Annotated in this window: 20 protein-coding genes and 1 pseudogene; 13 read left to right on the top strand and 8 right to left on the bottom strand. The window is 46.7% G+C overall.

From position 1 onward, the window contains the following. The first annotated feature begins 18 nt into the window (after positions 1-18). From RH949_RS13850 to RH949_RS13815, 8 genes are all read left to right on the top strand, one after another. Positions 19-279, top strand: a complete 261-nt coding sequence (locus RH949_RS13850) for a MoaD/ThiS family protein (protein WP_044207491.1) — start codon at positions 19-21, stop codon at positions 277-279. A 105-nt stretch (positions 280-384) separates the two neighbouring features. After that, positions 385-840 (top strand): DUF2996 domain-containing protein, encoded by a 456-nt coding sequence (locus tag RH949_RS13845; protein ID WP_006101518.1) that lies wholly within the window; start codon positions 385-387, stop codon positions 838-840. 492 nt (positions 841-1,332) lie between these two features. Beyond that, complete coding sequence (locus RH949_RS13840; protein WP_006101409.1) at positions 1,333-2,115, top strand: RNA polymerase sigma factor SigF; 783 nt, start codon at positions 1,333-1,335, stop codon at positions 2,113-2,115. A gap of 159 nt (positions 2,116-2,274) precedes the next feature. Continuing rightward, positions 2,275-3,201, top strand: coding sequence for a hypothetical protein (locus RH949_RS13835; RefSeq protein WP_446353835.1), 927 nt, complete (start codon positions 2,275-2,277; stop codon positions 3,199-3,201). A gap of 189 nt (positions 3,202-3,390) precedes the next feature. Further along, a complete protein-coding gene (locus RH949_RS13830) occupies positions 3,391-3,642 on the top strand; it encodes a hypothetical protein (RefSeq protein ID WP_044207489.1) in 252 nt (83 codons plus the stop codon). Positions 3,643-3,661: 19 nt separating this feature from the next. Next, positions 3,662-6,625 (top strand): hypothetical protein, encoded by a 2,964-nt coding sequence (locus RH949_RS13825; protein ID WP_446353833.1) that lies wholly within the window; start codon positions 3,662-3,664, stop codon positions 6,623-6,625. 252 nt (positions 6,626-6,877) lie between these two features. Beyond that, complete coding sequence (locus RH949_RS13820; protein ID WP_446353831.1) at positions 6,878-7,405, top strand: cyclic phosphodiesterase-like protein; 528 nt, start codon at positions 6,878-6,880, stop codon at positions 7,403-7,405. A 307-nt stretch (positions 7,406-7,712) separates the two neighbouring features. Beyond that, on the top strand, positions 7,713-9,116 hold the full coding sequence (locus RH949_RS13815; protein ID WP_446353829.1) for a tetratricopeptide repeat protein: 1,404 nt from the start codon (positions 7,713-7,715) through the stop codon (positions 9,114-9,116). Positions 9,117-9,258: 142 nt separating this feature from the next. On the opposite strand, the gene RH949_RS13810 is transcribed toward RH949_RS13815, so the two are convergent. Beyond that, positions 9,259-9,942 carry a Uma2 family endonuclease gene (locus RH949_RS13810; RefSeq protein ID WP_446353827.1) on the bottom strand — a complete coding sequence of 228 codons (684 nt, stop codon included), beginning with the start codon at positions 9,940-9,942 and terminating at the stop codon, positions 9,259-9,261. Between the two features lie 709 nt (positions 9,943-10,651). On the opposite strand from RH949_RS13810, the gene RH949_RS13805 reads away from it, so the two are divergent. Beyond that, the gene (locus tag RH949_RS13805; protein ID WP_446353825.1) at positions 10,652-11,176 is read left to right on the top strand and encodes a PEP-CTERM sorting domain-containing protein; all 525 of its coding nucleotides are present in this window, start codon (positions 10,652-10,654) and stop codon (positions 11,174-11,176) included. A 456-nt stretch (positions 11,177-11,632) separates the two neighbouring features. Here the strand turns inward: RH949_RS13805 and RH949_RS13800 are convergent. After that, a pseudogene (locus tag RH949_RS13800) lies at positions 11,633-12,009 on the bottom strand (Uma2 family endonuclease); the annotation flags it as partial. 319 nt (positions 12,010-12,328) lie between these two features. On the opposite strand from RH949_RS13800, the gene RH949_RS13795 reads away from it, so the two are divergent. Continuing rightward, a complete protein-coding gene (locus RH949_RS13795; protein ID WP_446353823.1) occupies positions 12,329-12,916 on the top strand; it encodes a hypothetical protein in 588 nt (195 codons plus the stop codon). 191 nt (positions 12,917-13,107) lie between these two features. Here RH949_RS13795 and RH949_RS13790 read toward each other — a convergent pair whose 3' ends face one another. Continuing rightward, a complete protein-coding gene (locus RH949_RS13790) occupies positions 13,108-13,371 on the bottom strand; it encodes a XisI protein (protein WP_006101346.1) in 264 nt (87 codons plus the stop codon). 108 nt (positions 13,372-13,479) lie between these two features. Between RH949_RS13790 and RH949_RS13785 the strand changes: the two genes are divergently transcribed. Both RH949_RS13785 and clpB read left to right on the top strand, forming a co-directional pair. Next, positions 13,480-14,130: a Uma2 family endonuclease gene (locus tag RH949_RS13785; RefSeq protein WP_446353821.1), complete on the top strand. Its 651-nt coding sequence runs from the start codon at positions 13,480-13,482 to the stop codon at positions 14,128-14,130. Between the two features lie 145 nt (positions 14,131-14,275). Beyond that, positions 14,276-16,903 (top strand): ATP-dependent chaperone ClpB, encoded by a 2,628-nt coding sequence (clpB, locus tag RH949_RS13780; protein WP_446353819.1) that lies wholly within the window; start codon positions 14,276-14,278, stop codon positions 16,901-16,903. A 112-nt stretch (positions 16,904-17,015) separates the two neighbouring features. On the opposite strand, the gene aat is transcribed toward clpB, so the two are convergent. Further along, positions 17,016-17,603, bottom strand: a complete 588-nt coding sequence (gene aat, locus RH949_RS13775; protein ID WP_006101361.1) for a leucyl/phenylalanyl-tRNA--protein transferase — start codon at positions 17,601-17,603, stop codon at positions 17,016-17,018. Positions 17,604-17,818: 215 nt separating this feature from the next. On the opposite strand from aat, the gene RH949_RS13770 reads away from it, so the two are divergent. Beyond that, entirely contained in the window at positions 17,819-18,148 is a 330-nt protein-coding gene (locus RH949_RS13770) for a hypothetical protein (protein ID WP_006101347.1), read from the top strand. Positions 18,149-18,211: 63 nt separating this feature from the next. Here the strand turns inward: RH949_RS13770 and rpsN are convergent, their stop codons facing one another. The 4 genes from rpsN to serS form a co-directional block, all read right to left on the bottom strand. After that, on the bottom strand, positions 18,212-18,514 hold the full coding sequence (gene rpsN / locus RH949_RS13765; RefSeq protein ID WP_006101458.1) for a 30S ribosomal protein S14: 303 nt from the start codon (positions 18,512-18,514) through the stop codon (positions 18,212-18,214). 171 nt (positions 18,515-18,685) lie between these two features. Continuing rightward, complete coding sequence (nth, locus tag RH949_RS13760) at positions 18,686-19,345, bottom strand: endonuclease III (RefSeq protein ID WP_006101512.1); 660 nt, start codon at positions 19,343-19,345, stop codon at positions 18,686-18,688. Positions 19,346-19,472: 127 nt separating this feature from the next. Continuing rightward, a complete protein-coding gene (gene rseP / locus RH949_RS13755; RefSeq protein ID WP_446353948.1) occupies positions 19,473-20,573 on the bottom strand; it encodes an RIP metalloprotease RseP in 1,101 nt (366 codons plus the stop codon). A gap of 356 nt (positions 20,574-20,929) precedes the next feature. Continuing rightward, positions 20,930-22,213: a serine--tRNA ligase gene (gene serS, locus RH949_RS13750; protein ID WP_006101575.1), complete on the bottom strand. Its 1,284-nt coding sequence runs from the start codon at positions 22,211-22,213 to the stop codon at positions 20,930-20,932. Positions 22,214-22,223 lie beyond the last annotated feature (10 nt).

Raw genomic sequence — 22,223 nt, 5'->3', positions numbered from 1 at the left:
TTTAGCGGATTAAGCCGGATGTCTGAACCTTTGATTTGTGTCTCCATCAAACTGTTCGCTGCTTATCAAGACGCTTACGGCGTCCCTGAACTTCAACGGGAGTTCCCCGCCCAAACCCCTGTATCTGTCCTTCTGGATAGCTTAATCGCCGAACATCCTCAACTGAAACCCTGGCGAGATTTGACTCGTTTTGGTATCAACCTCCAGTTTGTTGAACCGGATACGATTTTGCAAGCAGGAGATGAGGTTGTCCTAATCCCCCCTGTCAGTGGCGGTTAATCTGTATGAATTCCGGCGAATAGATGGGCAACAGCTTAATTGATGGCTCCTTTTTCTGTAAAAATATAAAGAGAAATTATCATAAAAACCTGCAAGTGAGTCGTTATGCCAGAAAAAAACAAATCTAATCCAGACGCTCAAGGAGCTAAATCTAAATCCTCTAAAGCCAAAAAAGAAAAACCGCCAGCACCTGAGGACAAACCGTTCCCGGAATTTATCGAACAAGAGTACCTACCCGCGTTAAAGACTGCCTTTGGCAAACAAGGCATCGATGATGTAGAGGTGAATTTTGTCAAGGAAAAATTTCCGATTCCTGGTTTAAGTACCCAGCCAGACTGCTGGCAAGTCATTGGTCGCTTCGCTAATGGTCAGCGCCAATTTAACGTATATTTCCCCGATGAGGATATAAAGGAGCAAAAAGCCTTCTCCTGTGCGCCCAAGGGAGCCAAACCCAGTACCCTTGAGTCATTTATGATTGACGAACGCAAGGTGTCTCTCGATCTGCTGGTGTTTTATACTATACAGCGATTGAACGCCCAGAAATGGTTGGCAAGAAATTAGTTAGGTGGAGCAGGGGGAGCAATGTAGAGACGTGCCATGGCACGTCTGGAAGCAGGGGGAGATGTTAGCTGTTCAGTTATTTCCCTGCTCACTGCACTAGGAGGCTTCTCTTGAGCGATCGCAAATATGAGTTATACTTAACTGAATGGGGTATGCTTTCGACCAATTACTATTACTATACAAGCTCAGAACTTTCAGCTACATTTTGTTCCCAAAACTGGAGTCCTGCTGTAACATAGTGCGATATTAGGGTGTACTGACTGCTTTCCTTGGAGATTAGCCAAAACGTTAGCTCATGGGCTTACCCTACTTCTGCTTCCTGGCGTTGTGGTAGCCGTACTTGCGAAAAACGGCTGTAGCTGGCTAATCTATTAGTGATCCTGACCTGTAGTGATCCGAACCTCTAAATTCCAGCAGCAAATTTCCCACCGAACCGCTGGCTTGAGTTAAGGGTTCTCACTCAACGCACGCTTCTACCCCCTTACTTTTGCTATGCTAACTTCCATTACCCACGAACAAGAACTAAAACACGAAAGCCTGCGACTGCTGCGAGACTATCAGCAATCCAAATCCGCAGAGACTCGCAACCAGCTAGTGTATCTCAATATTGGGCTAGTTAGACGAGAAGCTCATTATTGGGTTAATCAATGCACCGAAAGCTATGAAGACTTGCTACAGGTTGGCTGTCTAGGTCTGATTCGAGCGATTGAGCGATTTGCTCCCAGCAAGGGTAATGCCTTTAGTTCCTTTGCTATTCCCTACATTCGTGGTGAAATTCAGCACTATTTGCGCGATCGCGGCGGTTGCATTCGTATCCCCCGGCGCTGGTTGGCGCTACAACAGCAGTCTATCGCTATTATTCGCCAGTTACGAGCGCAACTCAATCGCCAACCCACCGATGCAGAAGTGGCGGAAGCTCTGGAAATTCCCCTAGCCGAATGGCAAGAAATTAAGCTAGCGCATCAGAATCGAGAACCTCTGAGCCTAGATACCCCTGTTGGGGATGAAGAAGACGGCACAACCAGTTTGGGTGATATTGTCCCTGATCCGCAATATCGCAGTTTTCAACTGGCACAAGAAGACCAAATTCGCCTGCAACAAGCGCTGGTTCACTTAGAACAACGGACTCGCGAGGTTTTAGAATTTGTCTTTTTACATGATTTAACTCAGAAAGAAGTGGCAGAGTTGTTGAATATTAGTGTGGTAACCGTGTCTCGCCGCATGAAAAAAGGACTCAACGCCATGAAAAATATTATGAATGGTGGAGAACGGTAAGTGTCAAAGATGATGGCGCGATCGCTAGTAGCCGTGGCAGTCAAAGCTTCCACAACGCTTTCACTATAATAGATAGTAGGTAGAGAGAATAATTGAAATTTATTTCTAATTGGGGTGTTCTGTGTGGTGTCTTCTGTAAAACTATGGGGGGACTCGATCATGCATAAAAAATTATTAGTTGGGTTGACCACAGTATTAGCATTGTATATGGGAGGTTGTCAGGGGGACGATACTGAGCAAATTGGCGAAGTGCCAGAGCCGACGACAGAGGAATCACCAAGCGAGTCACCTGCTGCACCACAGGTAGCGCCCTTTAACAATCCTGATGTAGACGCACAGCCAAGATTGCCGACAGCATCAGGGTTGATCCGAAGTGGGTCTCCCCAGGAACAAGTTAGAAAAGTAGAAAAAGGACGCAGCGATCCCTTTGCTACCCTGACCCTAAAACCGGAAGTAACCGTATTGCCTAATCCTCAAGCACAAGGACGATCTATACCTGTACCTGTGGTTCAGCGACTGCCTTCGCCTTCCGTTAGGAGGGGGACAGGTAATGGTAGTCCAGGTAGTCCAGGCGGTGGCAATCAAAGCAGAGGAACAGGTGGCACAGGTGGTACAGGTGGCACAGGAAGAACGGGTGGAAACGGTTCCAACGTAGTACCAGGAGCAACAACATCACCAGGAGGAACGAGTGCCAACGGTGGTAATGGTGGTAATGGAGGGAAACCAGGTAATGCGACAGCCAGTGGAAGTCCGGTTCCGGAACCCCCTCCCTTGGTTCCAGAACTGCCAAAATTACCAGATCCTACACTAGCTAGGCAAGTGGAAGTTGAGGGTGTAGTCCAAGTTGGCAATGTGCCTCGAGCTATTGTCAAAGTTCCCAATGAACCAAGCCGCTACGTCCAAGAAGGACAAAGGATTTCCAACGGACAAGTTCTGGTTAAGCGGATTGAAGTGAATCGCGGTCCGACGCCAGTGGTTGTTCTGGAGCAATATGGTCAAGAAGTGGCTAGACAGGTTGGTGAAGAACCTGCGGGAACTCCAGCACAAGCCGAATCCTCTACCGCTTTGCCACCACCACCCGCCTGATGGCAGGTGAATGAGCAGCGCCCTAGCTAGGAGCGCGATCTGTCAGGATAAATAGTTTGTAGAGACGTGCCATGGCGCGTCTCTTTGTATTAAAAGCAGTAGCTTGCAAACTTTGGTAACCTGGAGGAATTCAACCCCAAAAACGTATCTCAGAAAACGAAAAATTAGGTGAATTGAAACGTACAGCCTGTGGCAAGCCAATCACTACGATATTATGTATCTGGTTCGAGATTGCCTTTAGCCGTTTATCGAGAGGTGGCGGCTCATTTACGGCAAGTAGAAGGAGTAGACGTTGAGCTAATCCCCCAAATGTCCCAGACGTTTGATTACAATCAAAGTCAAGTAGAGGGGTTATGGATTCAACATGCTGATGATTCTGATGCGGTGAGTCGAGAACGAGTTAACCAAATTTTGACTCACTATAACCTACTCACGACTTAATGAAGAATCGTTAACGATTATGGACTATTGGGAATTTCTACTCCAAAAAGAGGGCGATCGCACTTGGTTACCGATCAAATCCCCTAAGCTTGACTTGGATGTGGGTCGATACCGGGTAGTGGCTCATTCGAGTCGCGCCAATACCGATGTGGAAATTTGCGTGACGCATACCGATACGAAGGAAACACCACCTAAGCGACGGTATCAAAAGCGATCGCGCCGTACTAACCCTGATGGGTTAATGGTGATTATTCCCTTTACCTATCTTAAGCCCGGTCTGTGGGAGTTGCGCTGCTGTGGCGATATTATGTCCGATTTTCTGGGCAATTCCTGGCAGGAAACGGTACAGTTATCAGTTGTACCTAAGGTGAGTGAGGTTTTAGAGAAGGCAGAAGGCGCAGAGAAGGCAGAAGGAGATGAGATCACTTCTGAAACGGTAAATAATGACTCCGCGCATCCTGAGGAACTTCACCCGCCATTGATCACTTCCCTCCATAGCCCAGAGACACAAGAGCAACCTGCGATCGCGGATGTGGATAATGATTCACTCGACTCATCTCACCCTGTCGCCCAATCCACCCAATCCCCCTCTCCAACTGAGTTACCGACTCTAACTGAGACAATCACATTACCCCAACCTCATACCCCCTCTCAAACCCCTATAGCGGCGACAGACACCGCTCAAACGGATACAGAACACTCCGTTTCCCATCCCACAAATGGCAAAATCGGCGATAGAGAGGAAACGACACCCTCAGAAACAAAAGCCACCTCTCCCTCACCGGAAGCATTACCTGAGTTAGAGATTCCTGAACCCGATATCCCGATTCCAACCTCTACCTCTTCCCAATCTCCTATCTCCAATCCCATCTTGGATCAATCACTGCAAGTGCTAGAGCAAGTGTTGCAACAGGTACTTGATCCGGTAATCAAAGAATTTGAAGCGTCTGAGTCTTCAGAATTGCCTATTCCCATCTCCCCAGAATCCGAATTTTCCCCAGAGGAAGATACGTCATGGCAAGGATTAATCTTAACCCTAGAGGAGGAAGCTTTAGTCACACAACGGGGAGAATCTCTGACTGTAGCCGGACAGGTGGATCAGTTAAAGGTGCATCCGCTAGACCCTAGGGAAACTGTCCTAAGTGAGACGAATCAGTTTCAGGGCATCCTACACTATGAATTACGTCATCCGCAAACCGGAGAGGTTGTCGTGGATGTCCGAACACCCATAGCTGCACCCGCATTTCCCGTCACTTTTAGCCAGACTCTAGAGATTCCCTCAGACAGCAAAACCTGTTTATTACTAGGAAAAGTTAACCTGTACGAATCAACGGGGACAGCATTAGCCAGTCAACCGTTTACAGTCACGGTAGATTTAGATGAATTGTTAGTTGCGGTTCAATCAGGAAATTGGACAAAATCGGAAGACACAACTCCTAAAATTTCTACCCCACAACCCAAGTCACAGTCAATTCCTCTGAATCAGATATTTCTTGATCTGGTTGATAATCCGAACAGCCGTAAGCCTTTAATCTACCAACCCTCATCCCATCAACCTTTACCCCCACAGCTTTATCACCCCCAATCCCAGCCCGGATTAACCAAATCCCTGGATTTGCCGACCTTTTCTCAGCCCAAACCAACCACAGGGAAAGCATCGGAATCCCTTGCGGAAATCCAGCCAGAAACAGAAACGCGATCGCAAGCTGTTGAACCCACTGATAAACAGACAACCGAAACCACGCCTTCAGCACCCGACGATACAATAGAAGACTTCGTAATCGACTCATCTGTCACCGAATCTCTAGTGCAGGAAACAGGTGAGGGGGAAACCACCGAGGATATCTCTGTTCCTCACACGGCGGTCACTGAAGCCTCTGTGCAGGCGGAAACCGCAACTGAGTCCGCTGAACCCTCAAAGGAAACGCCCCCCCTAGAGGACAATCTCGCTGCCTTAGCAGAAACATCTGAACAGGCTTCTACAGAGTCCACCGAGATATCCGATGTCTGGACATCAACACCAAAAGCGGAACCGGAATCCTCCCAGGGAGAGGAGATAGCGAATCCAGACTTATCCGAGTGGAAAACAGCCGCGATGTCAACTGCTGCACCCCCGGAGCAAGATCCGATCGCGGTTGATCGCGCTTTCACTGAACTCAACCTGAATGAGCGATTCTGGGGGCGTTTGAATGCGTTAATGACGGATACGGATTTAGCCGAATGGCTGAAAGTGGAGTTACCCTCTAGCGAGGACTTGGTTGAGTTGGAAGGGGAACTATCTGAGCCAGAGGTTGATCCTTTATTTGCTCAACCCAAAGAAATTCCGCCATCCTCTGATGATGACGATCAAGAATTAAATGGCTTTGATGAATCGATGTGGGATGAAGACACCGAGGAGGTGGGAAGTCTTAATCATGAGGAGATCCCGAAACTCGAACCCCCTGTTCAACCCGATCATCCTCCTTTGAATCGTGAGGAATTGTTGGAGCGAGAAATTGTGGTTGAGGATGAACCCTCGACGACCGAATCCTCAGCGTCTGGAACAGTTGGTTCAAGAACCGTTGAGACAGCAACAGGAGCGCGATCGCACCTGAGAACTTCTGACATGGCTCAACTCGACTTAGGGACGCCCTTACCCACACCAGAACTATTCATCCCGACTCAGGAACTAGCGGCTGGGGAACCTTTACTGGTAAAGATTAAATTGAATCCTCATTCGGCTCGCTTAGGCGTTAAATTATGGGTTCAAGATCGCCAAAGTCGCTCCCTACTTGATGGACCCCGGTGGTTAATGGAGTTAAGTCCCAATAAAGCGGGAGAATTAGAAGCCTTAACTCAGTTGGTTGTACCCTTTGGGACAGTAGAAATTCGCTTTGAAGCGATTACGGTAGATTTAGATAGTGAACGGGAAAGTCACAAAGTTTCCGTTGATCGAGTTGTGGTTCCACCGGACTTGTCAGATTTCTCTGAGGATGAGTTATGAATTTACCCATACGATCATCAGTTACTTGTAGGGGCGGGTTTAGGGATAAAATGAGGAAACCCATCTTAAATTAAACAACGAAACCCACCCTAATCCTAACTTTCATCGTCGCTATTCTGTAAATTGGGGATTTAGGTGATCAGTTGAGTGTGAGGGGGAGGAAGGGCGGGTTTTGTAGAAACGTTATTAATTTCTGGATTAATTATTTCCCTAAACCCGCCCCTACATGGGATATACAGCTTTAGATACCCAATGAATACTAAGATATCGTTCTGGCTGATACCATCAGCAGCTTATCAACCTTTTTTTCAAGAGATGATCAAGTCTCTAGCTCAAGCCCATAATGCGCCCAGGTTTGAGCCTCACGTCACTATCTATTCGGGAGACTATAGGGCTGATGAATCGGTTGATGAAGTAATCGAAACAGCTACAAAGAATATTTCAGGCTTTATGCTGGATATCGATCAGGTTGGCTATACCGATCTATACACCAAAACATTATTTGTGCAATTTCACTCATCAGCAATTCTAACTCAGATTTCCGAGACCTTACACCATAATTCGGCTAAACCCTCTAATTATGTTCTCAATCCCCATTTAAGTTTGATTTACCAGCATCTTGATCAAACCGTTCAAAAAAAATTAGCTACAGAGTTAGTGATTCCCTACAGTCAGGTTTTCTTTGATGAAGTGAGAGCCATTTCCACACCCGAACCTGTTCGGAGTGGTGAAGATGTAGAAAAGTGGCAAACGCTCAGTGTCAGGAAATTGGTATCGTGAGAGGGGAGCAGGGGGAGCAATGTAGAGACGTGCCATGGCACGTCTGGGAAGCAGGGAAAGCAGAGGGAAAAGAGGCGTTCCGATAAAAAATCTTTTGTAGGGGCGGGTTTTACTACTAACATTTCGTTTTCACCCTGATGTAACTAAACCCGCCCCGAGCTAACTGTTCAATTATTGCAAATGACGTAGTTTGCTTCTCGCGATAGCGAGTATGACATAAGACAAATGACATAAGACAAATGACGAATCCGGATCAAGCGATCGCACCTGCGAAACAAGAAGAGGAAAAACTGTTCGGTTGACGGACATGAGTGGCGACAAGCATCAGCAGGATGAGACTATGGTTGTATCAGGGAATTCTAAACTATCCGAGAATCTCTCAGCAGGGATGGAGGATGTGCAATCTGACGCCGATACCTGGTTGAGTCAGGGAATTGCGTCGTTTCAGCAAGGGGATTATCGCCATGCGATCGCGGCGTTGAATCAAGCCTTGCAGATTAATCCCGATTTGGCGCAGGCTTACCATTATCGGGGAATGAGTCATTATTGTCAGGGGGATGCTTTGGGTGCGATCGGGGATTTTGATGAGGTGTTACGGCTTGATCCTCAAAATGCTCAAGCTTATAGCGATCGCGGTTTGATTCTGGCGACGCTTAATGATCGCTGGGGCGCGATGCAAGATTATAATCAAGCCTTGCAAATTGATCCGAATTATGCTACAGGGTATCTGAATCGGAGTATGCTGCGGTTGGCATTAGAAGATTATGAGGGTGCGATCGCAGATTGTGATCAAGTGATTCGGATGAATCCGAACTTAGCGGAAGGGTATCTGAATCGAGGGATTGCTCGGTTTGAAGTAGAGGCTTATCAGGATGCGATTGGAGATTGCGATCGCGCTTTAGCGATTAATTCCAATCTGGCGGCGGCTTATTTTAACCGAGGGATGAATCACATCGCTTTAGGAGCCTATCAGGAAGCGATCGCGGATTTTAACCATGTCTTGGAATTGAATCCCAATGATGCTCAAGCGTATCTGAATCGCGGTTATGTGCGGTTACAGTTGGGGGAAAATTGGTCAAGTATTGAAGATTTTGACCAAGCGATGCGCCTAGAACCCGTGGCGGCGAAGGCATTTTTTCAACAGATTGCTGATACTTTTAATCAAGAACCCGACGCCGTTGAGGATGATGAATCGAAACTGATTCAAGGGTTAATGGTTCAAGGAAATTTACGCTATCAATTAGGCGATTATCCAGCGGCGCTGAATGCCTATAATCAGGTTTTAGAACTCGATCCGAATTATACAGAAGCCTATAATCAACGCAGTACCGTGCGTTCGGCGATGGGGGATTACCAAGGCGCGATCGCGGATTTAGACATGGTGAAAACCCTCTCTCTGGCGACTCCATTATCTCCAGAACCTGTATCTGTGGCGACGGATAAACCAACGCCTCAAGAGTACCATAAGATCGGCGTACACAAGTTAAATCAGGGAGATTTCCACGGCGCCATTGAAGCGTTTAATTATGTCTTACAGGATAATCCAAATAATGCCACGGCGTTAACCTGTCGGGGATTTGCTTATCGTCGTCTGGGAGATAAACCACGAGCAATTGCCGATTTTCAGACAGCCGCGAAAGTGTTTTATGAGCAAGGGGATATGAAATCATCTCAGGAAGTGATCAAAACATTAAAAAAATTGCGGCAATAGTTTATTAATACAATCCCCTGTAGGGGCGACCCGCTTGCATCAATTAACAACACTATTCCACTCAATTGAATCGGGTCGCCCTCTGTTTAATGGCGTAGCTTTCAACAATTCTGGGCGCAAGGATAGTGTCCCCACATAATCGCTACGCCTGCGAATTTAAACCCTGGACAAATGCCTGATGTTCGGCTGTCTGTATTCCCTGCTGCAAAACGGCTAAAACTTCAGCTAAATTCCCCTCGCGCAATGCATTCACCGCTAACCATAATCCCGGAAAAACACGAGATTTAATAATTCCCGCTGCATCGGGTTCTAGGGAAATATATCGTCCTGCTTCTAAGCGAAACCAATCAATACGATTTTCATAACTTTGCCAGACAATATATTCTTGGACGCCATTGCGACGATAGGCATTCAGTTTATCGTTTAAATCATAAGACGCACTCGAAGCCGCTACTTCAACAATTAACTCTGGTGCGCCTTCAATATAATCATCCTCAGTAATTCGAGAATTTCCTCCGACTTCCGGTTCAATTCGCAGTAAAGCATCCGGTTGCGGTTCGTTATCGGTGTCCAGACGGACTGTGGTATTATCCTGCACATCAACTCCTGGTGTCGCCACCCCATACATTCCCAACCAGGTGATGATTTTGGCGTGGGGTCTACCGTGACGATTAGCACGAACGGGTGAAGCCACGTAAACCACTCCTTCTATTAATTCGGCTTTTGTCTTTTCTGGCATTTGCTGGTAGCGACGCTCATATTCGATGCGAGTGAGGCGATCGCCACTTTCTAGGGGAGGAGGAGAAACAGTAGGACTGATTGACATCTGACAGGCTCTAACTGGAATTGCTAACGGTTGCGTTTATTTTAGCGTTTGGCATTGTCTGAACTTGATGTCAATCAGCACATAAGCTGTTCGGCATTTAAACCTTAATCTCAATAATGGCGAAATCCTTGCCGTAGTGCGTTTAGCGAAGCCATGCCGCAGGCTTTAGCGAAGCCATGCCGCAGGCTTTGCATCTTGCTCGCTACCCATTCCCAATTTAACTGATCGCATAGTTTTTTCCAATTAAGGGATGAGTCGCATTCTTGACAATCAGCCTTATCGCTTCATCACAACTTTACAAAACGAGTTAAACAATTTCCCGTTAGTTTAAATGATTTGTGAACAAAAATCACCCTGAAACCCTTATTCTCTCAGCATCACTATTTCACAATTCATTTATACACCTGTAAATTTTCAAGTTTCAATAATTTAAACTTTCTGTAAAGTTTCAAAATACATCTTTACATCATCGGGGGGGGTAGGTCATGATTTATTCATTGAAACAAATTCATTGTTCAAGTTCACGACATCATCTGATTAAACCATGCTGAAAACATTATCTCTCGTTACCGTTGGCGCTACAGTTATGGCATTGGGAGCGATTACTTAAGCCGAAGCCAATACCATCATTCAGCCTCAGTCAGCTTCGTCAGATCTGGGAGATTTTGGTTCTTTTGCCAACATCAATCTTTCAATCGACCAATCTGGCTTGTCCACTCCCTATACCAGTGGTGTGACAGATTTTGACACCTATGTATCTGGAAATCCTACACACGGTCCCTTGATCCCTAACACTTGGATTTCAGGTTCTTCTGGTCCCGGATCAATTACTTTTGATTTAGGAAATGTTTTTGACTTGGATGGGATGGCGATGTGGGGTACGGGTGGTGTATTTAGTGTACAAAACTTCAATCTGTTTGCTTCGGAGACTGGAGCAGATAGTAGCTTTGTCAGCTTAGGTTCTTTTGTTCAAAATGTTGAGTCAGGCGCTGACTCTGCCCAAGTCTTTAACTTCGGTACAACGACTGCCCAGTTTATCCGAATGGATTTTCTAAGTAATCATGGTGCTAGTTCTGGAACAGGAATTGGCGAAGTTGCGTTTAAGACGGCTGAGGTTACACCTGAACCTGTTCCTGAACCTATGACTATTTTTGGTTTAGCGACGACTTTAGGCTTCGGTGCGTTAGTCAATAGAAAGAATGCTAAAAAGCAGAAGAATAAAGATAACAATTAACTGAGAGGGTATTGAGTACATCATTGTTATCTGTCTCTCTGAAAAGGGAGACTTTTGTCTTTTTTGATTCCCGATGATGAGTGAACGGTAAATAATGCGGAGCATACCATACCCAATCAGATAGATAAGAATTCCATCCAGAAACCGTAGGGGCGCACGGAGCGTGCGCCCTTTCTCAATGTGTGCCTGATTAAATCATCAAATCTATTCCCCAATTTTAGGTAGGGGTAGGGCGGGTTTTGCAGCAATGTTAGCGGTGTTGCATCCAACATTTATCCCTAAACCCGCCCCTACACGATGGCTATGGCGCGGGATTCAAATAGGATAAAGGAACGAACTGTAGGGGCGACCCGCTTGCATCAATGGACAACACTATTCCACTTAATTGGATCGGGTCGCCCTCAGCTTAATAGCGTAGCTTTAAACGATTCTGGGCGCAAGGATGGTGCCCCTACATTAAGATTGCGCCTGGGGATTTAAACGCTGGACAAATGCCTGATGTTCTGCTGTTTGTATTCCCGGCTGCAATACTGCCAAAACCTCAGCTAAATTCCCCTCACGCCTTCTACAATTAACTCCGGTGCGCCTTCAATATAATCATCCTCAGTAATCCGAGAATTGCCCCCGACTTCCGGTTCAATTCGCAGTAAGGCATCGGGTTGAGGTTCATTATCTGCATCCAGACGGACTGTGGTATTATCCTGCACATCGACTCCTGGTGTCGCCACCCCATAGGTTCCTAACCAGGTGATGATTTTGGCATGGGGTTTACCGTGACGGTTAGCGCGAACGGGTGAAGCCACGTAAACCACTCCTTCTATTAATTCGGCTTGTCACTCAGCACATACCGCAGGGGCGCACGCTCCGTGCGCCCTTTTCCAATGTGCGCCTGATTTAATCATCAAATTTATTCCCCAATTTTAGGTAGGGGGAGGGCGGGTTTTGCAGTAACGCTAGCGGTGTCGCATCCAAGGTTTATCCCTAAACCCGCCCCTACATTACGATATCTGGATTGGGAATGCCAGTTTCAACTAATTCATTCAAATGGAGGTTTGGCGGCAGTCCTATATAATAAACGTTTGCCTTCTACCTTCTGCCCTTAATTATTCTGATCTGTTAGACGGTATAGTGATGAGTTAAGGAGTATGTTTAATGACAGATAAGCCCGCATCTTACGAGCAGTTCACCCTGCCAATCGTACAGGAAATGTTCGAGTTAGTGTTAGATGAGCGAACAAATTGGACGGCTAACATAGAACCCGTGGAACCCAGCCCTCGATTACTTCAAGACTTGGAGGATAATGTACTGCTCGCCTTAGCCACCAATACTGAAAAAGCGAGGTCAGAACTGATTATCACTCCCATCCTTAACGAGTTGCGTCGGAGAAAGAATGTGGTCGTATTTTCGGGTAAAACATTCAATGTCAACGAAGAACTGGGTTTAAAGGGACGCTGCGATTTTATTATCACTGCATCCGATGAATTCTATTACATCAAGGCTCCAGTTTTAACGATTGTCGAAGCCAAGAATGAGAGTATTGTTTCCGGTTTAGGGCAATGCCTTGCCACAATGATTGCTGCCCAGATATTCAACTCAAGTGACGTAGTATATGGTGCAGTGACAACAGGCGATCGTTGGAAATTCTTGCAGATCAATGGCAAAACTGTCAGTATTTCTCCAGTTGAGTATAACTTGGACAATTTGGGCAAAATCTTGGCAGTGTTGGAGGCAGCAACGTGACATTTGAAGAAAAAAACATAATTTTCGGAACACCTCTATAGGGCTCCCCCTGCTTCCAGACGTTCCACCGGAACGTCTCTACATGACTTCCCCCGCTTTTCAGTAGGGGTAGGGCGGGTTTTGCCGTAAGGCTAGCGGTGTCGCATCCAACGTTTATCCCTAAACCCGCCCCTACATTACGGCTATATACTCTAACCAACCGCAAATTCAGTAAACTTACGTTTATAGGGAGCATGAAAAGCTAAAACAATATCTGGCTTGGGAACGCCAGCTTCGACTAATTCATTAGCCACTCCGATTTCTGTTCCATCACGCTCAATCCAAATCTTTCCATCCTTAATTTCTACATAGATAATACAACCAAAGACGCGACTCAACCCTTCCCAACCGATATGCAAGACTTGGTAGCGATCGCTCTCAGCAAGATGCCCGACAACTCCTACGAAGTCGGGCATCTGTCGGTGTACCTGACTAACTACCAAAAGCGCTGTAAATTTCTCACTCGACGCTAATCGACGCTAAAATAAACGTAACCGTTAGCAATTACAGTTAGAGCGTGCCAGATGTCAATTAGTCCCACCGTTTCTATCCCTCCCCTAGAAAATGGCGATCGCCTCACTCGCATCGAATTTGAGCGTCGCTATCAGCTAATGCCAGACAACAAAAAAGCCGAATTAATTGAAGGAGTAGTTTACGTGGCGTCACCTGTTCGCGCTAACCGTCACGGTAGACCCCATAGTGAAATTATCGGTTTGTTATTGGTTTACAGAATACAAACACCGGGGGTTTATCTTACTGATAATACTACAGTCCGTCTGGATGCCGATAATGAACCTCAACCTGATGCCTTACTACGAATTGAACCGGAAGTCGGAGGAAATTCTCGGATTACTGCGGATGATTATATTGAAGGCGCACCGGAGTTAATTGTAGAAGTAGCGGCTTCCAGTGCCTCTTATGATTTAAATGATAAACTGAATGCCTATCGTCGCAATGGTGTACAAGAGTATATTGTCTGGCAAAGTTATGAAAATCGTATTGATTGGTTTCGCTTAGAAGAAGGAAGATATGTTTCCTTAGAACCTGATGAAGCAGGGATTGTTCGCTCTAATGTTTTTCCGGGATTATGGTTAGCGGTGAATGCGTTACGTGAGGGGAATTTAGCTGAAGTTTTGGCAGTGTTGCAGCAGGGAATACAGACAGCAGAACATTAGGAGTATGTCCAGCGTTTAAATCCGCAAGCATAGCGATTCTGTCGTGAAATACCCCGTAAAAAAGCCGTGAACACCGATCCAGCCACCCCCACCCACTTTTTACAATAAAGTCAGTTAAACAAATTCTCTACATTAACCCCTAACGATGCAACCCAATAATCCCAATCTGTTTACCGAAAAAGCCTGGGAAGCCCTCGCCCATACCCCAGATGTGGTTAAAGCCGCCCAGCAACAACAAATTGAAAGCGAACATTTGATGAAAGCGCTGCTGGAACAAGAGGGGCTGGCGATCAGCATTCTCAATAAAGCCCAAATCCCCGTGCAGCGAATCCGGGAAGCCACAGATGCCTTTATCCAGCGTCAACCCAAGGTGTCTGGGAGTAGTTCCTCTATTTATATGGGGCGTAGCCTGGATACCTTATTAGATCGGGCTGATGGCTACCGCAAAGAATTTAACGATGACTACATCTCCGTCGAACACCTGATGTTAGCCTATGTCAAAGACGATCGCTTTGGCAAAAGCCTATTTCAGGAATTTAAACTAGACGAACAAACGCTGAGAACTACGATTACCCAAATTCGGGGGAACCAAACTGTGACTGATCAAAACCCAGAAGGCAAATACGAAGCCCTAGACAAATATGGACGGGATTTAACCGAAGCCGCTAGAGAGGGCAAACTTGACCCGGTGATTGGGCGAGATGATGAGATTCGCCGCACGGTACAAATTCTCTCCCGTCGCACCAAAAATAACCCCGTTTTGATTGGGGAACCCGGAGTGGGTAAAACCGCGATCGCAGAAGGATTAGCACAGCGAATTGTCGCTGGCGATGTACCCCAATCCCTTAAGGATCGGAAATTAATCGCCTTGGATATGGGGGCGTTAATCGCTGGGGCGAAGTTCCGAGGCGAATTTGAAGAACGATTAAAAGCGGTTCTCAAAGAAGTTACCGACTCCAAAGGACAAATCATCATGTTCATTGATGAAATCCATACCGTTGTCGGTGCAGGGGCGACACAAGGATCGATGGATGCGGGGAATTTACTCAAACCCATGCTAGCTAGAGGCGAGTTACGCTGTATTGGTGCGACAACCTTAGATGAGTATCGCAAATATTTGGAAAAAGATGCGGCATTAGAACGGCGTTTTCAACAAGTCTTCGTCGATCAACCCAGTGTCGTGGATACCATCTCCATCCTCAGAGGGTTAAAAGAACGCTACGAAGTTCACCACGGCGTTAAAATCTCCGATAGCGCCTTAGTCGCCGCCGCTACCCTCTCCACCCGGTATATTAGCGATCGCTTCCTCCCCGATAAAGCTATTGATTTAGTCGATGAATCCGCCGCCCGACTGAAAATGGAGATTACCTCCAAACCGGAAGAACTCGATGAAATCGATCGCAAAATCCTGCAACTGGAAATGGAGAAACTGTCCCTGCAAAAAGACAGTGATCCCGCCTCCATGGAACGCTTAGAACGCCTAGAACAAGAACTGGCAAACCTCAAAGAAGCACAACGCACTTTAAACGCTCAATGGCAATCGGAAAAAGACGTTCTGGATCGGATTCAAGGGATTAAAGAAGAAATTGACCGGGTGAATGTAGAAATCAGCCAAGCCGAACGGGAATACAATCTGAATCGGGCGGCTGAACTCAAATACGGGAAACTCGCTGAGTTACAGCGATCCTTACAAGCCTCTGAACAACAGCTAAATGACACCCAAACCAGTGGTAAGTCTCTGTTGCGGGAAGAAGTCACTGAGTCCGATATTGCGGAAATTATCTCCAAGTGGACGGGAATTCCGATCAGCAAACTGGTAGAATCCGAGAAAGAGAAACTCCTACAACTCGAAGACGAACTGCATCAACGAGTCGTCGGACAAGAAGAAGCCGTTACCGCTGTCGCCGATGCGATTCAGCGATCGCGTGCAGGATTAGCTGACCCCAATCGTCCCACCGCTAGCTTCATTTTCCTCGGTCCCACGGGTGTGGGGAAAACTGAATTGGCAAAAGCCCTCGCCGCCTATCTCTTCGACACCGAAGACGCCTTGGTGCGAATTGATATGTCGGAATACATGGAAAAACACGCCGTTTCTCGCCTCATTGGTGCACCTCCCGGCTATATTGGTTATGAAGAAGGGGGACAGTTAACCGAATCGATTCGGCGACGCCCCTATGCGGTGATTCTCTTCGACGAAATCGAGAAGGCACATAATGATGTATTCAATATCATGCTGCAAATCCTCGATGATGGTCGGGTTACTGATGCTCAAGGGCATACGGTAGACTTCAAGAATACCGTGATTATCATGACCAGTAATATTGGGTCACAGTACATTCTCGACTTAGCTGGCGATGACACCCATTATGACGAAATGCGGGGACGAGTCATGGATGTGATGCGGACGAGCTTCCGTCCAGAGTTCTTGAACCGGATTGATGAAGTAATTATCTTCCACGCCCTGCAAAAACACCAGTTACGCCATATCGTGTCCCTACAAACTCAGCTACTGGAGACACGGTTAGCCGAACGGCAAATGTCGCTGAAGCTATCGGAAGAGGCGATCGATTACTTAGCCGAAGTGGGATATGATCCAGTCTTTGGCGCCCGTCCTCTGAAGCGGGCGATTCAGCGAGAATTAGAAACCCAGTTGGCTAAAGCTATGCTGCGGGGTGAGTTTAGTGATGGCGATACCATCTTTGTGGATGTGGAGAACGAACGGCTAACATTCAAGCGCTTACCTGCGGAGTTGTTAACCACTCAATCCGGTTAAGCACCATTGTAGAGACGCGCCATGGCGCGTCTCTACATAAATTAGGTGTCCTAACAGCCATGGCGGTTGCTATAAGACTTGTAAAAACCCTCAATCCCTGGCTGTTGCCTCTTTATACCGGAATCCGATCAAAATAACATCGCCGTCGCAACGCCTGTCGTAGTAGCACCTGATACTTTTGCTCCTCTATCGTACCAGCGCCAAAGCGAGCCAAGTGAGGATTCATCATTTGTACATCAAATAACAAAAAGCCGCGCGATCGCAACCGCTCGACTAATGTGACTAACGCCACCTTCGAGCCTTCGGGAATCCGATAAAACATGGATTCGCCAATAAACGCGCCGCCAATCACAATCCCTAAAATCCCACCCGCTAGTTCATTTCCTTGCCACGTTTCAAAGCTATACGCCCAACCTTCCTGATAAAGTAACCAATAAATTTCCTGGAGTTCTGGAGAAATCCAGGTGCTTTCCCGATTGGCACAACCTGCCACAACTCCTTTAAAGTCTCGGTTAATTGCCGTGCTAAACCGCTTCTGATTGAGAACCCGTTGTAGAGATTTAGGATAGCGAAACCGCTCATCTAAGGGAATGATTGCTCGCTGGCGACTAGAGTACCACCCTAGTGATCCGGTTTCATCCGCCATCAAAAAATAGCCTTGAGCATATCCTTGAATTATTGTCGGAATATTTAACTCCATAGCACTAGAACTCGGTTGAGAGTCCCTATTCTCGAATCGCTAAACACTATTTTAAAATTTTCCTGATCAGACATAATTTCGCTATGCTTAAAAGTGACATCTCCCTGATTAAATCAAAGATTAATTTCTCAATTATGCTGCTCACACGACCTCAACTTTTGAGGTTGACAAATTTTAAACAGTATGTATTGTAGACAGCTAACGTTTGACATTTTATGGCTGAACCCATTCCCCCAGTTACCCTTCCCCCTGCTGAAAATGCCCAGCAGGAAGGAAAATGGTTGCGAGACGCTTTGGTGTATTGGCTGGATCATGAATTTCTACCAGAACCAGCAAATCAGGACATTGCCGATCGCGCCTCCCAAATCTTTGTCCGCCAACGCTTAGAAGGCGAAAACGATGTCGGTTCTTTGGTCATTGCCATTGTCACCGAAATGCAGGCTTTCGACTTCCGAGAAAGCTTCTATAGTGAATTCGCGATCGCCAACGCGGTTAGCGATTTGCTCCTCGACAGTCTGGGTATTGACCGTTGCTGTGGGAATTAGTCATCAGTCATTGGTCGTTTGTCCTTTGTCTTTCCTTAAGAACGATTGACCAATGACCCAAATCTACCAACTCGACTTGACTACTCCTGGTAGTAATCCTTTATGCGCCCATTCCCGCAGCACATGGCGAGATAGACCAAAATCCCGATAGTAGCCTCGGGGACGCCCGGTTACCCAACAGCGATTCCGTACCCGATTTGGCGCACTACTGCGGGGTAGCTGTTGGATCTTCCGGTGAATCTCTAGTTTTTCAGCCGGAGAGGACGCATTATCAAACTGTTCTTTCAGTGCTGCTCGCTTAGCCGCATACTTCTCAACCAGCTTCTTGCGCTTTTTCTCGCGCTCAATCATTCCTTTTTTAGCCATGAGTCTTTGGCGTTTCCCTAAATAAAGACACTGTTTCCTATCTTATCTTTGTCATTCGTCCTTTGTCATTCGTCCTTTGTCATTCGTCCTTTGTCATTCGTCATTTATTGATTAGGAAATCACTCCCCCTGCTCCCAGACGTAGCATGCTACGTCTCTACATTGCTCCCCATCATCCCTCAATCCTAGCACTGGGACATAAATCAGCCAGTAAGCAAGCGTCGCACTTCGGCTTCTTCGCCTGACAAATTGCCCGACCATGATAAATTAAGCGAATTGACCAGTTTTCCCAGTCTTCCATAGGCAACAGTCGCATTAAATCACGTTCGATACGAATGGGGTCACTATGTTCCGTCAAACCCAGACGCTGAGTCAAGCGCTTGACATGAGTATCCACCGTCACTCCCTCGTGGATATCAAAGGCATTGGCTAGCACAACATTGGCAGTTTTGCGAGCTACACCGGGTAACTTGATCAGCAGTTCAATACGTCTCGGAATCTGACCGCCAAACTCGGCGACGATCATCCGACAAGCCCCTTGAATATTTTTCGCCTTATTGCGATAGAATCCAGTTGGACGCACCAAGGCTTCTAGCACCTCAATATCCGCCTGCGCGATCGCTCTAGCATTAGGAAATTGGCGAAACAACTCCGGTGTCACCTGATTCACTCGTTCATCCGTACATTGGGCTGAGAGAATCGTCGCCACCAGTAACTGTACAGGAGTGTCATAGTTGAGCGTACAGTGAGCATCTGGATAAAGTCGCTTCAGGCGAATCAAAATCTCCAATGCCCGTTGCTGTTTAGCAGACCATTTACGGGTGATGCTCATGCAAAATTTAGACGTAGCTATCTCTCTAAACTTAAAACTTAGTCAGGGCGGGTTTAGTTACATCTGGGTGAGGTAAAAAACGATAGTAGTTAAACCCGCCCCTACACACTCAAAACTCAAAACTATTTCATTGGAACAAATTTTGCACCCAACTTGAGGGAACTAAATTTGCCGTATCCCGCACAATCAAGAAAAGTCCTAACCCTAAAAGTAAAACCAATCCCGTTTGCATGATATTTTGCTGAACTTCTGTAGGGATAGGTTTTCCGCGAATTCCCTCGATCGCTAAAAATGCCAGTTGACCCCCATCCAGTGCGGGTAAGGGCAAGATATTAATAATCGCCAAATTGATGCTAATCAACGCCGCAAACTGAAACAGATTTCCCGCATCAGAACGGGCAATATTCGCGCCAATTGCCACAATCGCTACCGGACCGGATACTTGTTCAGCCGTTTCACCAAAATTGCTAATCAGTTGACCAAAACCCTTGGCAATTTCCGTACTCAGGCGCTGATATTCGTCAGCCGCAATCGTAAACATCTCGACAAGTCCATCAGCGTAATTGCGGACTATTTCACCATTGGGTGCCAGTTGTACGCCAATTCTACCTTTGCCATCGTCTCCGGCTTCTGGCGTCACGTCCAGGGACAAGGTTCGTTCACCCCGCTTAATCGACAGTTCTAGGGGTTGGTTGGGAGAGTTTTGAATTTCGGTCATTAGGGTAAGGATCGCATTCCGACTGGCGCCCAAGGGTTGATCCTCAACCGCTAAGATAACATCACCGGGTTTAATCCCGGCTTCTTTCGCGACTAAGCTACTTTCTGCGGCAATTTCTGGAACCTGTACTCCCGGCTGGTAATTGAAGTCAGTAATTCCCACTGTTCCCACCTGCACCACCAGTAGAAAGTAAGCAAAAATCAGGTTGGCAATTACCCCAGCACTAATTACAATCGCTCGGTCTAAAACAGGTCGATTGCGAAGTAAATTTGGGTCATCTGGAGGGATATCGCTATCGGGGTCATCATCGGGGAAACCCACAAATCCGCCCAAGGGGAAAGCGCGGATCGCATATTCCGTATCAGGTCCTTGGTATTTCCACAGCACTGGACCAAAACCCAGGGAAAAGCGATTTGCATAAATGCCCTGCAAACGAGCTGCCATAAAGTGACCCAGCTCATGCACCACAATCAAAACCGCCAAGACTGCGATCGCCGCCAAAATTGACATAAGAAGTAATATAACGATTGCTTGCGTCCTTTCTATTGTACGTTGTAGCTGTGAATACTTGGTCAGACACAGTGGGTTTCGAGCATTTGCCAGTAAGCGTAATCGAAATCGATGGGAGTCAGGAGTTCCGCAACTGTCACAGGCGATCGCACTGATAATTTTACGTAGGGTGGGCAAGAGCTATAAACCTTGAAAGCCTTATATTAGGCTTTGTTTTCTTGCCCACCACAGGGCAACTGAGGATGAATGGCACGCTTCTGCTAGACTGGTGGGCAATGCCCACCCTACGATATATCAAAGGTTTCGGTGATTCCCTAATGCCAAGCCAGAGAGTGCCATTCAACTTAGAATGAATGTTACAACACCTCACGTCCCATATAGGAATGTAGAACCTCTGGTATTTTTACTGTACCGTTAGGTTGCTGATAATTCTCTAAAATTGCCGATAGGGTGCGCCCAACGGCTAATCCAGAGCCATTCAAGGTATGGACAAACTGAGTTCCTTTTTTGCCCGCTTCCTTAAAGCGTAGACTACCGCGTCGCGCTTGGAAATCACCGCAATTGGAACAACTCGAAATTTCACGGTATTTTCCAGAAGAAGGAAGCCACACTTCTAAGTCATAGCATTTTGTGGCAGAGAATCCTAGATCCCCCGTACAGAGTTCAATAACACGGTAAGGAAGTTTTAACGCCTCTAAAATGGCAGCAGCATTTTCTACCAGTTTTTCATGTTCAGCTTCCGAGGTACTCGGATGAACAATTTTAACCAGTTCAACTTTATTAAACTGGTGCAGTCGAATCAGTCCTTTAGTATCTCGCCCGTAGCTACCAGCTTCTCGGCGAAAGCAGGGTGTATAGGCGCAGTGATAAATAGGGAGTTGGGAGGCGTCTAGAATTTCGTCACGGTAAAGATTAGTTAAGGGGACTTCCGCTGTGGGCGAAAGCCATAGATCATCGCTATCACACTTGAAGCTTTCTTCGGCAAATTTGGGCAGTTGACCCGTCGCCGTTAATGAGCGGCTGTTAATCAGTATCGGTGGGATCACTTCCACATAGCCTGCGGCAATTTGTCGATCTAGCATAAAACTAATCAACGCCCGCTCTAAGGCAGCACCGACACCGATTAGACTGACAAAACGGCTTTGTGCCACTTTCACAGCCCGCTCAAAATTGAGAATACCGAGGGTTTCGCCAATTTCCCAATGGGGTAAAATCTTGTCATTCTGGGGAATATACTCGTCACCCCAACGGCGCACCTCGACATTTTCCGCTTCACTCTGACCAACGGGAGTTGAGGGACTGGGTAGATTGGGTAGGGAGAGTAATAGCGCCTCAATTTCTGCTTTAAGTTCTTTTTCTTGAGGTTCTAGTTCACTAATTTGGGTTTTAACCTGATTACCTTCCTCTCGCAGTTGTTGGGTTTCTGGCGCGTCAGGGGGACTCCCGGCTTTAATTTTTTGACCGATGAGTTTACCAATCTCATTACTACGGGCTTGCAGGCGACTACGGGATGTCTCTAGTTCCCGTTGGCGCTGATTCAAGTCCAAAATGGGCTGGAGGTCATACTGACCCGCCCCGCGTTTTTCTAGGCGTTTTTGGACGCTTTGTGGATTTTCTCGGATTTGCTTTAGGTCAAGCACAGATTTTTAT

The sequence above is a fragment of the Coleofasciculus sp. A1-SPW-01 genome (assembly GCF_040217205.1).
Classification (GTDB): domain Bacteria; phylum Cyanobacteriota; class Cyanobacteriia; order Cyanobacteriales; family Coleofasciculaceae; genus Coleofasciculus; species Coleofasciculus chthonoplastes_A.
Note: the sequence above shows the minus strand (reverse complement) of the source record. Positions and strands in the feature narration are given on the sequence as shown.